The sequence below is a fragment of the Cytobacillus sp. IB215316 genome (assembly GCF_033963865.1).
Classification (GTDB): domain Bacteria; phylum Bacillota; class Bacilli; order Bacillales; family SM2101; genus Nanhaiella; species Nanhaiella sioensis.
This window is the reverse complement of record NZ_JAXBMC010000010.1, coordinates 65,521-78,949: the sequence shown is the minus strand read 5'-3', so window position 1 is coordinate 78,949 and position 13,429 is coordinate 65,521. Positions and strand designations below refer to the sequence as shown.

Below are 13,429 nucleotides of genomic sequence, written 5' to 3'. Positions count from 1 at the left end.
GAGGTGATTATCATGAGTCATAGATCAACTAGAATAGCTGAACAAATGAAAAAAGAGCTAGGCCAAATTATCGGTCAAAAAATGAAGGACCCACGTATTGGATTCGTAACTGTCACAGATGTACGTGTAACAGGCGATTTACAACAAGCAAAAGTATATATATCTGTTCTTGGTAATGACGAAGAGAAACAGAATACGTTGTTGGGATTAGAGAAAGCGAAGGGCTTCATTCGTTCAGAAATCGGTTCGCGGATTAGATTACGCAAAACACCAGAACTTTTATTCGAATTTGACGAGTCAATTGACTATGGGTATCGAATAGAATCTATATTGCATGATATTAACAAAGACGATAAAAACGAACAGCAAGATAATGAAAGAGGATAGGCGAATAGTCTATCCTTTTTTTAAAGAGACTGTTGCGGCAATGATTGTTGATTCAGGCTAGTTTCGCAAAAATTGTTAGAGCTAGACATGAAAATAATTATTGTAAGTGACGTCTTTTCTTCTCTAATCAATAGCAAAAATTTATAAAATCAAGCTACCGAGTATACGAAAGTAGTAATAAAGAGATCGTTAACATGCAATTTTCTTTGTACCAAGAAACGAGAATTTGATTGCAAGTAGGAAAGGTCTTGGACACTAGCTTCAACACACACCCCCTCGAGGTCACTTCACCATTATCATTTATGGCTAGCAGCGCCAATAAATCAAATGCTTCCATTGCTTGATGTGGATAATATCCCTGCGTTACGTACAGAGTATGATTCCAGTCATCTTTTTCACATGAAAGCAAAGGTTCTAGGACTTACGAAAGGTGATCATTAAGCTAGCACATGTCTAAAGTTAAGAGGTGATAAGTTTGAATGGAATACTATTACTAAATAAACCAAAGGGATTAACATCCCATGATTGTGTATTTAAATTAAGAAAGATGTTAAAAACAAAAAAAATAGGCCATACAGGCACTTTAGACCCGGATGTAACTGGTGTTTTGCCATTATGTGTTGGTCAAGCTACAAAAGTTGTTGAGTTTCTCACAGCCGAAAATAAAGTGTATGAAGGCGAGGTTACACTCGGCTTTTCCACAACTACTGAAGACGCTTCTGGGGAGGTTGTAGCAGAAAAAAAGGTAGATCGAGTGATTAGTCGTCAAGAAGTCTTGCAAGTGTTTAACCAGTTAACTGGGCAAATCGAACAGACTCCACCTATGTACTCAGCAGTAAAAGTAAATGGCAAAAGGTTATATGAGTATGCCCGTCAAGGCATTGAGGTAGAGCGGCCAACAAGGACGATTACAATCCACGAGCTGTCTTTATTAGATGACCGGGAATTATATACTAATGATACAGTTTCTTTTCGATTTAGAATTTCGTGTAGCAAAGGTACATACGTCCGTACAGTAGCAGTCATGATTGGTGAACTGCTAGGGTTTCCGGCTCATATGTCCAACCTTATTCGAACTGAATCGGGCAGCTTCTCACTACAACAATGCTTATCTTTTGATGAAATCGAGCAGTTGGTCAATGATGGTGAAGTAGAGGAGAAATTATTAACGATTGAAAGCGCACTTACTCATTTGCCGAAATTACAAATAAATGATAAAGTAGCAGAGAAAGTGAAAAATGGTGCAGTTTTGCCTATGGCGGAAGAACTATCAGATATAGAAGTTAATGTGCCTTTTTGTATGGTGGATCGTTTTAATCAATGTTTAGCATTATATATAAAACATCCAGAAAAAATGCATTTGATGAAGCCAAAAAAAGTGTTAGTTACGGTATAGCTTTAATGTGCGATCATATTTCCTATTTCTACAAGGCTACCTTCTCATAGCTAGTTGTTAATAGTACCTAGAAATAAACGATGATACAGCTAGATTTCATGGGATTTTTTCTTCATTAAAACGATTCCTGCTGCGTAAAATGACATTTCTATCATATAGGAACGATAGCAGCAAAGCGAATGAAAAGAGCCTTCTACAAAAAGGTAACAAACGAGTAAGAATAAGAAAAGGTGAGCAATAAATGAAAGTTATAAATATATCTCATCCTCATCAAATGAAAAAGGAATTAATCCCAGAAACAGTTTTGGCATTAGGCTTTTTTGATGGAGTGCACTTAGGTCATCAAAAAGTGATAAAAACTGCGAAAGAAATTGCTAATCAACTCGGTATGAAAAGTGCAGTGATGACTTTTTTTCCTCATCCTTCAGTTGTCCTAGCAAGTAAAGAAAAACATGTTGAGTATATTACTACACAAGCAGCTAAGGAGCACTATATTGCCAATTTGGGTGTAGACATGTTGTATGTTGTGAAATTCACGAGCGAGTTTGCAAATTTATTACCCCAGCAATTCGTTGACGATTATATTATTAATTTGCATGCTAAGCACGTTGTTGCTGGCTTTGATTTCACTTATGGTAAATTAGGTAAGGGTACGATGGAAACGTTGCCGTTTCATTCAAGAAATCAATTCGCGCAAACGACAGTTGATAAATTGACAGAAGGCAATGAGAAGATTAGTTCTACAGCTATACGTACGATGATAAAGAACGGTAATATGAAATCACTTCCTAGCTTTTTAGGCCGTAACTATCATGTAACTGGTATCGTGATTGATGGGGATAAAAGAGGAAGAACGATTGGGTTTCCAACTGCTAATGTCAAACTAGAAGAGAATCATATATATCCTGCTGTAGGAGTTTATGCTGTTCGAATCAAAGTAAAATCAACGTGGTATCAGGGTGTTTGTAATGTAGGTTTTAAACCAACTTTTAATAAGAAAGAAGACCTGAAGCCTTCTGTAGAAGTTCATATCTTCCATTTCGATGAAATGATATACGGTGAACAAGTCGTAATAGAATGGCATGACAGAATTCGTAACGAGCAAAAATTTTCAAGCATTGAAGACTTAGTACAGCAAATCGAAGTGGATAAACAAGAAGCTATCAAGTACTTTGAAAAAAATAAGGAACAGACTTGCTTTTTGTCATAAAAAGGTGTAACCTATTATACGTATTATGAAAAGAACCGTTGCTTGGCAAGACGATTCACCAACGTTTGCTCGGTAACTGGGGATTATTTTGAGGAGGTGAAATGGATGGCTATCACACAAGAACGTAAAAATGAACTAATTGGTCAATACAAGACTCATGAAAGTGATACTGGTTCTCCAGAAGTTCAAATTGCTGTCCTAACTGAGGAAATTAATAATTTGAACGATCATTTACGTGTTCACAAAAAAGATCATCATTCACGTAGAGGTCTTTTAAAAATGGTAGGTAAACGCCGTAACCTATTAAATTACTTACGTAATAAAGATGTTACACGTTACCGCGAACTAATTAATAAACTTGGCTTACGTCGATAATCAACAGAAAGCGGGAGAGGATTCCCGCTTTTTTGTTAGCAAAAAATATACATAAAACTTGTAAAATAAAGTTCATACTAAAGTAACAATATAAAGAATAGAGAGGGGCATGAATATGGGACAAGATAAGCAAATCTTTTCTACGGAATGGGCCGGTAGGAAGCTAACCGTAGAAGTAGGTCAATTAGCGAAACAAGCTAATGGTGCAGTGTTGGTACGTTATGGAGATACAGTTGTTCTTAGTACTGCTACAGCTTCGAAAGAACCTAAAAAAGTTGACTTCTTTCCTCTAACAGTCAATTATGAAGAGCGATTATATGCTGTTGGGAAAATTCCAGGAGGCTTTATTAAAAGAGAAGGGAGACCAAGTGAAAAGGCGATATTAGCTAGTCGACTAATCGATAGACCAATTCGCCCATTATTCCCTGATGGATTTAGAAATGAAGTCCAAGTGGTAAGTATGGTCATGAGTGTGGATCAAGATTGTTCATCTGAGCAAGCAGCTATGTTCGGATCCTCGTTGGCGTTATCGGTATCAGATATTCCGTTTAGCGGTCCTATCGCTGGTGTTGTTGTTGGTAGAATTGATGGTGAGTTTATCATTAATCCATCGGTTTCACAAATGGAGGAAAGCGATATTCATTTAGTAGTCGCTGGTACAATAGATGCCGTTAACATGGTTGAAGCTGGTGCAGAAGAAGTTCCAGAAGAAACGATGCTTGAAGCAATTATGTTTGGACATGAAGAGATTAAAAGGCTTATTTCATTCCAACAACAAATTGTTCAGGAAATTGGTAAAGAAAAAATGGAAGTAACACTTTATGAAGTTGATGAAGTACTTGAGAACGAAATTAGAGCACTCGCAGAGGAAGATATTAACAAGGCAGTACAAGTCTTTGAAAAAAAAGCTAGAGAGCAAGCAATTAACCAAGTTAAAGCATCTGTAATTGAAAAGTATGAAGAGCAAGATGCAAGCGAAGACACTTTAAAGCAAGTAAATGAAATTTTAGCTAAATTAGTTAAAAAAGAAGTTCGTCGCCTCATTACAGTAGAGAAGGTTAGACCTGATGGACGTAAAGGTGATGAAATACGACCTCTTTCATCAACTATTGGAATTTTACCAAGAACTCATGGATCAGGTTTATTTACACGTGGACAAACCCAAGCATTGAGTATTTGTACATTAGGAGCTTTAGGGGATGTACAAATTTTAGATGGGCTTGGCATTGAAGAGTCGAAAAGATTTATGCATCATTATAACTTCCCTTCTTTTAGTGTTGGAGAAACGGGTCCAATGCGTGGTCCAGGACGTCGTGAAATTGGACACGGTGCCTTAGGTGAACGTGCACTTGAACAAGTAATCCCATCTGAGAAGGAATTTCCTTATACAATTAGGCTCGTATCGGAAGTGTTAGAGTCTAACGGTTCAACATCACAAGCTAGTATATGTGCTAGTACATTAGCTATGATGGATGCCGGTGTTCCAATTAAAGCACCTGTAGCTGGTATTGCAATGGGACTAGTAAAATCGGATGAGCATTATACAGTATTAACAGATATTCAAGGAATGGAAGATCATCTAGGTGACATGGACTTCAAAGTAGCTGGTACTGAAAAAGGCGTAACAGCTTTGCAAATGGATATTAAAATTGAAGGTCTATCACGTGAAATTTTAGAAGAAGCATTACTGCAGGCTAAAAAAGGTCGGATAGAAATATTAAATAGTATGCTTGCAACAATTAGCGAGCCACGCCAAGTTCTATCTGAGTATGCACCAAAAATATTCACTATGTCGATTAATCCGGATAAAATACGAGATGTAATTGGCCCAAGTGGTAAACAAATTAATAAAATTATTGAAGAGACTGGGGTAAAAATCGATATCGAGCAAGATGGAACTGTCTTTATTTCTCATATGGATGAAGAAATGAATCAAAAGGCGAAGAAAATTATTGAAGATATCGTTCGTGAAATTGAAGTCGGCCAACTTTATCTAGGTAAAGTGAAAAGAATTGAAAAATTTGGTGCTTTTGTTGAGTTATTTAGTGGAAAAGATGGCCTTGTTCATATATCTGCACTTGCTGAAGAACGTGTTGGCAAAGTAGAGGATGTTGTCAAAATTGGCGATGAAATTTTAGTGAAAGTAATAGAAATTGATAAACAAGGAAGAGTTAACTTATCAAGAAAAGCAGTTTTACGAGAGCAAAAGGAACAAGAACAAAAATCTTAAGCTTTTTTGTAAACTTTGTTGTATATTTTCAAAAAATGGACAGCAAGGTGAAGGTTTATCAATTATAAAAAATAGTAAAGATGTCACAAACGCTAGAGTTTACGTGTATTCTCTAGTTCAACAAGCTGTGCGAACGCAGCAAAACTTTAAGAATTTGTTTCCATTATTTATAGCTTAGACAGCTCGGCATTGAAGCCGAGTTTTTCTTAAGGCTTTCTTTTAGCAACTTTATTGCTACAAACCTACAGCAGCAAAACGATGCTATATGTGATTTGAAGAAAAGATGGCATTTACAATCTAATTGTAGTCTTATTTATTTGTTAGAACGACAAATAATTTTAGTGATCATGTATGTTAAAAGAACCCTATAGAAGGAAGAAGACTTAAACGTGCGACCAACACATCATCTGCATTTTGAATAACATCTTCAATGTTAGTTGTTCTACCTTGTCCTCATTATACATATTTTTTAGTATAAAGGGGGAAAACTAATGAGAAAGTTATCAGTGCAGATTCTTGCTTTTATAACAATATTAATTATTACTATTGGTGCAGTCCAAAATCCGTTTACAACAAGTTACGTAAAAGGGTTAAAAAACAGTACAATGACTGTAGCAAAGCAAATGGATTCACTTTACATAGAAATAAAGGAGAAAGCTCCTCAATATAAGATTCCTGCACAGAATGCTGAGGTTCATAAAGTGTGGAAAGCAACACCTGGGTATAATGGCTTACAAGTTGATATAGAGGCTTCTTATGAGAATATGAAAAAAGAGGGTAATTTTGATGAGAAAAAACTTGTATTTCAACAAGTTAAGCCTAATATCCACTTATCGGATTTACCTCCTTCGCCAATATATAGAGGACATCCAGATAAACCGATGGTTGCTTTCCTAATAAATGTTGCTTGGGGAACAGAGTACATCCCATCAATGTTAGAAATATTAAATAAACATAAAGTAAAAGCTACTTTTTTTCTGGAAGGTCGCTGGGTAAAAGAGAACCCTGACCTTGCAAAGATGATAGTGGACGCTGGTTTTGAAGTTGGAAATCATTCGTACTCACATCCAAATTTAAGATTGATGGGTTCGGATGAAATCCGCGATCAATTAGTTAAGACAAACGACATCATTCAGGCAACGACAAATAAATCCTCAACTTTGTTTGCTCCACCTAGTGGAAGCATTCGAGATGAAGTTGTAGAAATTGCATCTGAGCTAAACATGGGGACGATTATGTGGAGTGTTGATACAATTGATTGGCAACGCCCAGAGCCTCATGTAATAGTAGACCGCGTAATGACTAAAGTACATAAAGGTGCAATGATCTTAATGCATCCAACTTCTTCAACAACCCAAGCACTTGAAACATTAATACTTTCAATTAAGCAAAAAAAATTACAAATAGTTGATGTTACTACATTACTAAGTGAAGAACGAATCTTACGATGAAGGTACGTTCGCTTAAAGACACCTTATTTTTACAATTTAATAGGTGAGAAACTAGTTAATAATGCAGTAACTAAGGAGGAACGAAGTTGATTAAGAAATATACATGCCAAAATGGTGCAAGAATTGTGTTAGAAAATATACCTTCTGTTCGTTCAGTTGCAATTGGTATTTGGATTAAAACTGGATCACGTAATGAAAATGAACAGAATAATGGAATTTCACATTTTTTAGAGCATATGTTCTTTAAAGGGACAACTAATCGTTCCGCTAAAGAGATTGCAGAAGCATTTGATAGTATCGGTGGACAAGTAAATGCCTTCACGTCTAAAGAATATACTTGTTACTATGCAAAAGTACTTGATGAGCATGCAACATACGCATTGGATATACTGTCGGACATGTTTTTTAATTCTGTCTTTGATGAGGAAGAGCTACAGAAGGAAAAGAACGTTGTGCTTGAAGAAATTAAAATGTATGAAGACACTCCTGACGACATTGTACACGATTTATTAAGTAAAGCTACCTTTGGTCAGCATTCATTAGGCTATCCAATTTTGGGTACGGAAGATACGCTTGAAACATTCAATGGAGAAGCTTTACGAGATTATATGAAAAATACATATACACCTGAAAATGTCGTGATTTCAGTAGCTGGTAACATTAATGAGAGCTTTATTAAAGATGTTGAGCAACAATTTGGGTCTTATGAATCTGAAGTAACGGTTGATGAATTAACGACGCCATCTTTCCATACGGACAAATTAGTACGTAAAAAAGAAACAGAACAGGCTCATCTATGTATGGGATTTAACGGGTTACCTGTAGGACATAAGGATATTTATAGTCTTATCGTGTTAAATAATATCTTAGGTGGAAGTATGAGTAGCCGCTTATTCCAAGAGGTTAGAGAAAAAAGGGGATTAGCCTATTCCATATTTTCTTATCATTCCTCTTATCAAGATAATGGTATGGTTACGATATATGGTGGAACAGGAAAACATCAGCTTGAAACATTATTTGATACTGTGCAAGAAACGTTATTAGACTTAAAAAATGACGGCATTAGTACAAAAGAGTTAAAAAATAATAAGGAACAAATGAAAGGAAATTTAACATTAAGTCTTGAAAGTACCAATAGTCGAATGAGTAGAAACGGTAAAAACGAACTGTTGTTAAAACGTCATCGGTCATTAGATGAGGTACTATTAGATATTGATTCAGTTAGTGAAGAGAGTGTCAATCGTTTAGCAAGAGAACTTTTTACTGAACAGTTCTCCACAGCTCTCATTAGTCCTGACGGTATATTGCCGGTAGGCAAATAAGCCATCTTCAACATGATCGTCCAAACGATTTTATGCCTATAGAAACTTGTAGGCATTTTTTTTATGGTTATCCCCTACAATGTAGTAGAGAGGAGGATAAAAAATGAGATTAAGTGAATTAAGTGGCAAGGAAATTGTTGATGTCAAAAGAGCAGAAAGATTAGGAGTACTAGGCCAAACTGACTTAGAGATCAATGAACAAACTGGACAGATAAATGCATTAATTATTCCAACATTAAAATGGTTTGGATTTCGAAAGCAAGGCACTGAAGTGCGTGTTCCTTGGCAGCATATTAAAAAAATTGGATCCGATATGGTGATTATAGACATACCAGAAACTGAAACAAACGAGTGAAACTTTAAAAATGAGATGTTAGAGGTTGTGATCAGGTGGAAATGATACTCCACCTGATTAAGTATCTCTATTTGTGATAATGTGCTTCTAACAGTCTTTTAGCCGAGCTATCAATCGGTGTCTTTAATGCATAATCTTTTTTACATAGATGGTTGATTTTGTACTGTAACTAGAATTTGCTTCAACTTCTACCTTCGGTACAAAGAGGTAGAAGTTGTTAAATTCGTCGTTAGCTATTTTTACGAAAGGCTGTGTTCGAATTGTTTGTGGTTTATCGTTAGAAAAAATATGTACGTATACAACTAAAGTTTCATGGCAATTTTTCTTCTAAAACTGTTACGGTCACATATCCCCCTAATTTACTGCTTCAATCGTTATAAAGGTTCCAAAAAGAGCCTTATGATAATAACGTCATATCACTATAGAGGCAATAATAAAAGATTAACTGGATTTGGTTAGTCTTTTTTTTTGTAATCATTCACCTTATGAAATCCCATAACATAAAATGTGAAAGGAACGGGAATATATAGGCATTTATCCTACACATTTTGCGCGTAATTTATCATCAAAAGAAGGTGAATTTAATGCTAACAGGCATGAACATCGCTGTTATAGGTGGAGATGCACGTCAACTTGAGGTCATACGGAAGCTAACTGAGTTAGATGCAAAGTTATCATTAATAGGGTTTGATCAGCTAGACCATGGATTTACTGGGGCTACTAAAGAGCAAATTGACGAACTTAAATATTCAGATATAAGTGCCATCGTATTACCTATAGCTGGAACGAACAATGAAGGAAAAATAGAAACAATATTTTCAAATGAAAAAGTAGTACTAACAAAAGAGATGTTATTACAAACACCAGAACATTGTGCGATATATACGGGTATTAGTAACGAATACTTGGATCAACTTACGACAGCATCTAATAGAAAACTCGTACAAATAATGGAAAGAGATGATGTGGCGATATACAACTCAATACCTACAGTTGAAGGTACGATCATGATGGTCATTCAAAATACCGATTTTACCATTCATAATTCTAAAGTAGCCGTATTAGGGTTTGGTAGGATTGGCATGAGCGTTGCTCGTTCTTTTCACTCATTAGGAGCTATGGTAAAGGTTGGTGCAAGGCGATCAGAACATTTAGCTAGAATCTATGAAATGGGGATAGAGCCTTTTCATTTATCGTTATTAAATAAAGAAGTTAGTGATATTGATGTGTGTATTAATACCATTCCTCATCCTATTGTGACAGCAGGCGTGATTTCTAGAATGCCAGCCCATACATTAATTGTTGATCTGGCAACAAAACCAGGTGGAACTGATTTTCGTTACGCAGAAAAACGCGGCATTAAAGCGTTTTTAGCACCTGGCTTACCAGGTATCGTTGCACCAAAAACAGCAGGTCAAATTGTTGCCAATGTACTGTCTCAATTGTTAATTGAAGACTTACAACAAAGAAAGGTGGACGAATAATGTCGTTAGTTGGGAAAAGAATAGGTTTCGGCTTAACAGGTTCACATTGTACCTATGATGCGGTAGTACCACAAATTAAGCAACTAATTAAGTCAGGTGCAGAGGTATTGCCTGTTGTTTCTCACACTGTTCAAACAACCGACACTCGGTTTGGCGAAGGTGAAGATTGGGTACGAAAAATTGAAGTGCTAACAGGTCAAGAAGTAATCAATACAATTGTAAAAGCAGAACCGCTTGGACCAAAAATTCCTTTAGATTGCATGGTAATTGCTCCATTAACAGGTAATTCATTGAGCAAATTTGCTAACGCAATGACTGATTCCCCAGTACTAATGGCTGCAAAAGCAACGTTAAGAAACCAAAGACCGGTGGTTGTTGGTATTTCAACAAATGATGCGCTTGGCTTGAATGGTGTCAATTTAATGAGGTTAATGGCTACGAAAAATATATACTTTATACCTTTTGGTCAAGACGCACCGGTAAAGAAACCAAATTCTATGGTTGCTGATATGGATAAGCTACAGGATACCGTATTATCAGCTCTGGAAGGTCGACAATTACAACCAGTAATAATTGAGCGCTTTCAAGATAGCCAACTTTGAATAAACTTGATAAAATATAATAGAAGTGCAAAATTATGAGGGATTTTATTTAAAAACTGCTCTTCTTTAATGCGTGAATATGATAAAATATTGTTTATTATAAAATAGGGGAACAGATGAACTATTCCTCATTAATGATGAATGATACCTTAGTTGGTTACTTTCGAAAGGGGCAATTAAATGGAGCACGTTAAAGGATATCATGTGGCAGTTTTAGGAGCAACAGGGGCAGTAGGACAACAAATGATCAAAACTTTAGAAGAGCGAAAATTCCCGGTAGCAAAGCTAACCTTGCTTTCGTCAGAGCGTTCAGCAGGAAAAAAAGTGTTGTTTAATGGGAATGAAGTAGAAGTGCAAGTTGCAACACCAGAGAGTTTTCAAGGTGTGGACATAGCTCTTTTTAGTGCAGGTGGTAGTATTTCAAAAAGATTTGCACCAGAAGCGGTGAAGCATGGTGCGATTGTTGTGGATAATACAAGCGCGTTCAGAATGGATGAAAATGTACCTCTCATTGTTCCTGAAGTAAATGAAGATGATCTTAAAAACCATCAAGGAATTATTGCTAATCCGAATTGTTCGACCATTCAAATGGTCGTTGCATTAGAACCTATTCAAAAAGCATATGGACTAACAAAAGTCTTAGTTTCAACATATCAGGCAGTATCTGGTGCAGGTGCAGCTGCAATTAAAGAATTAAAAGATCAAACAAAAGCAATTATCGAAAATGAAGAATTTACTCCGGCTGTGCTACCGGTAAGTGGAGACGATAAGCACTATCAAATAGCGTTTAACGCGGTGCCACAAATTGATAAATTCCAAGATAATGGTTTTACGTTTGAAGAGATGAAAATGATCAATGAAACAAAAAAGATTATGCATAGACCAGATTTAGAAGTTGCAGCGACATGCGTTCGTCTTCCTATAGAAACAGGGCATTCTGAATCAGTATATTTTGAGATTAAGGATCAGAATGTTGCAGCGCAAGATGTAATTAATGTACTATCGGATGCACCTGGTGTAGTCGTTCAAGACAATACAGCAGAACAGGTCTATCCAATGCCTGCCCATAGTGTAGGTAAAAACGATGTTTTTGTAGGTAGAATACGTAAAGATTTAGACCGTGATCATGGATTTCACATGTGGGTAGTATCTGATAATTTACTCAAAGGTGCAGCTTGGAATTCTGTGCAAATTGCAGAAAGTCTAATTAAATTAAATTTAGTGTAAATTCATATAAGCTGAGTTAAATCTTGTATGAAGTTGGAAAACTACAAGAGGTGTAATAATGAAAATCATCGTTCAAAAATTTGGAGGAACTTCTGTAAAAGACGAAAAGGGTCGTAACCTAGCTAGGGAGCATATTGAACATGCATTATCAGAGGGCTATAAAGTTGTTGTGGTTGTTTCTGCTATGGGTAGAAAAGGCGCCCCTTATGCAACAGATACTTTAATTGATTTGTTAGGTTCAGATAAAGGTAAGATAAGTAAACGCGAACATGATATGTTGCTATCTTGTGGTGAAATAATTTCCAGTGTGGTTTTCTCAAATATGTTAAATTCTTTTGGAATTCAAGCAACTGCAATGTCTGGTGCACAAGCAGGTTTTCGCACGAATGATGACTTCACAAATGCAAAGATTACAGATATGAAATGCGATCGTGTCATTTCGTTACTAGCTGATTATGATGTTATCGTAGTAGCTGGATTTCAAGGAGCTACGAAGTATGGAGATGTAACTACGATTGGTCGTGGTGGCAGTGATACATCTGCTGCAGCTCTTGGTGCTGCACTTCAAGCAGAATGGATAGATATTTTCACAGATGTAGAGGGTGTCATGACGGCTGACCCACGCGTCGTTTCTTCAGCAAAACCATTAGACATAGTAACATATAATGAGATATGTAATATGGCTTATCAAGGAGCAAAGGTTATACATCCTCGTGCTGTTGAAATTGCTATGCAAGCTAAGGTTCCGATTAGAATTCGTTCAACTTATTCCAATTCACCAGGGACACTTGTTACCACATTGGACAAAAATAATAAAGGTTGCGATGTGAAAGAAAGACTTATTACAGGCATTGCTTATGTTTCTAATGTTACACAAATCAAAGTGTTTGCTAAAGAAAATGAGTTTAACCTTCAAACAGAAGTGTTTCAAGCAATGGCTAATGAAAAAATTAGTGTTGACTTTTTTAACATTACACCAAATGGCGTAGTGTACACAATTCCTGATGAATTAACAGATCATGCGATTGAAATCTTAAAACGCAAAGGTTATGATCCAATCATCACAAGAAATTGTGCAAAGGTGTCTACTGTCGGTGCTGCAATAAACGGTGTTCCTGGTGTAACAGCGAAAATCGTCACAGCGTTATCAGAACTTGGAATTCAAATTTTACAATCAGCTGATAGCCATACAACCATTTGGGTGTTAGTTAAACAGGATGATATGGTAAAAGCTGTCAATGCATTACACGATGCCTTTCAACTTTCAGGAGAAAATCACGAAGTCGGAAGTAATAATCATAAAACATCATGATAGTGTTCACTATTGGGGACAACAAGAGGAGAAGAACAGACTACTTTGATCTAGTGCATAAGTTTGTTCCGGACTTTT

At 36.3% G+C, this 13,429-nt stretch carries 12 protein-coding genes; all 12 read left to right on the top strand.

Annotation, left to right across the window (positions count from 1 at the left end):
- Window positions 1-12 precede the first annotated feature (12 nt).
- The 12 genes from rbfA (at window position 13) to dapG (ending at window position 13,351) form a co-directional block, all read left to right on the top strand.
- On the top strand, window positions 13-387 hold the full coding sequence (gene rbfA / locus SLH48_RS15485) for a 30S ribosome-binding factor RbfA (protein ID WP_214482724.1): 375 nt from the start codon (window positions 13-15) through the stop codon (window positions 385-387).
- 475 nt (window positions 388-862) lie between these two features.
- Entirely contained in the window at window positions 863-1,783 is a 921-nt protein-coding gene (gene truB, locus SLH48_RS15480; protein ID WP_214482725.1) for a tRNA pseudouridine(55) synthase TruB, read from the top strand.
- Between the two features lie 241 nt (window positions 1,784-2,024).
- A complete protein-coding gene (ribF, locus tag SLH48_RS15475) occupies window positions 2,025-2,993 on the top strand; it encodes a bifunctional riboflavin kinase/FAD synthetase (protein ID WP_320258905.1) in 969 nt (322 codons plus the stop codon).
- Window positions 2,994-3,098: 105 nt separating this feature from the next.
- Window positions 3,099-3,368 carry a 30S ribosomal protein S15 gene (gene rpsO, locus SLH48_RS15470; protein ID WP_214482727.1) on the top strand — a complete coding sequence of 90 codons (270 nt, stop codon included), beginning with the start codon at window positions 3,099-3,101 and terminating at the stop codon, window positions 3,366-3,368.
- Between the two features lie 115 nt (window positions 3,369-3,483).
- Window positions 3,484-5,598 carry a polyribonucleotide nucleotidyltransferase gene (gene pnp, locus SLH48_RS15465; protein WP_214482728.1) on the top strand — a complete coding sequence of 705 codons (2,115 nt, stop codon included), beginning with the start codon at window positions 3,484-3,486 and terminating at the stop codon, window positions 5,596-5,598.
- 491 nt (window positions 5,599-6,089) lie between these two features.
- Window positions 6,090-7,049 carry a polysaccharide deacetylase family protein gene (locus tag SLH48_RS15460; protein WP_214482729.1) on the top strand — a complete coding sequence of 320 codons (960 nt, stop codon included), beginning with the start codon at window positions 6,090-6,092 and terminating at the stop codon, window positions 7,047-7,049.
- Between the two features lie 86 nt (window positions 7,050-7,135).
- Window positions 7,136-8,371, top strand: coding sequence for a pitrilysin family protein (locus SLH48_RS15455; RefSeq protein ID WP_320258904.1), 1,236 nt, complete (start codon window positions 7,136-7,138; stop codon window positions 8,369-8,371).
- Between the two features lie 103 nt (window positions 8,372-8,474).
- Window positions 8,475-8,726: a YlmC/YmxH family sporulation protein gene (locus SLH48_RS15450; protein WP_320258903.1), complete on the top strand. Its 252-nt coding sequence runs from the start codon at window positions 8,475-8,477 to the stop codon at window positions 8,724-8,726.
- Window positions 8,727-9,310: 584 nt separating this feature from the next.
- Window positions 9,311-10,210: a dipicolinic acid synthetase subunit A gene (gene dpaA / locus SLH48_RS15445; RefSeq protein ID WP_214482785.1), complete on the top strand. Its 900-nt coding sequence runs from the start codon at window positions 9,311-9,313 to the stop codon at window positions 10,208-10,210.
- Entirely contained in the window at window positions 10,210-10,812 is a 603-nt protein-coding gene (locus SLH48_RS15440) for a dipicolinate synthase subunit B (protein WP_320258901.1), read from the top strand. Before dpaA ends, SLH48_RS15440 begins: the two co-directional genes overlap by 1 nt.
- 180 nt (window positions 10,813-10,992) lie before the next feature.
- Window positions 10,993-12,039: an aspartate-semialdehyde dehydrogenase gene (gene asd / locus SLH48_RS15435; RefSeq protein WP_320258900.1), complete on the top strand. Its 1,047-nt coding sequence runs from the start codon at window positions 10,993-10,995 to the stop codon at window positions 12,037-12,039.
- Window positions 12,040-12,097: 58 nt separating this feature from the next.
- Window positions 12,098-13,351, top strand: a complete 1,254-nt coding sequence (gene dapG, locus SLH48_RS15430) for an aspartate kinase (RefSeq protein WP_320258899.1) — start codon at window positions 12,098-12,100, stop codon at window positions 13,349-13,351.
- Window positions 13,352-13,429: the final 78 nt, after the last annotated feature.

Bases quoted from the DNA above. Each gene is read 5' to 3' on its own strand.
- rbfA (WP_214482724.1), top strand. From the start codon at position 13: ATGAGTCATAGATCAACTAGAATAGCTGAACAAATGAAAAAAGAGCTA.
- ribF (WP_320258905.1), top strand. From the start codon at position 2,025: ATGAAAGTTATAAATATATCTCATCCTCATCAAATGAAAAAGGAATTA.
- rpsO (WP_214482727.1), top strand. From the start codon at position 3,099: ATGGCTATCACACAAGAACGTAAAAATGAACTAATTGGTCAATACAAG.
- pnp (WP_214482728.1), top strand. From the start codon at position 3,484: ATGGGACAAGATAAGCAAATCTTTTCTACGGAATGGGCCGGTAGGAAG.
- SLH48_RS15460 (WP_214482729.1), top strand. From the start codon at position 6,090: ATGAGAAAGTTATCAGTGCAGATTCTTGCTTTTATAACAATATTAATT.
- SLH48_RS15450 (WP_320258903.1), top strand. From the start codon at position 8,475: ATGAGATTAAGTGAATTAAGTGGCAAGGAAATTGTTGATGTCAAAAGA.
- dpaA (WP_214482785.1), top strand. From the start codon at position 9,311: ATGCTAACAGGCATGAACATCGCTGTTATAGGTGGAGATGCACGTCAA.
- SLH48_RS15440 (WP_320258901.1), top strand. From the start codon at position 10,210: ATGTCGTTAGTTGGGAAAAGAATAGGTTTCGGCTTAACAGGTTCACAT.
- asd (WP_320258900.1), top strand. From the start codon at position 10,993: ATGGAGCACGTTAAAGGATATCATGTGGCAGTTTTAGGAGCAACAGGG.
- dapG (WP_320258899.1), top strand. From the start codon at position 12,098: ATGAAAATCATCGTTCAAAAATTTGGAGGAACTTCTGTAAAAGACGAA.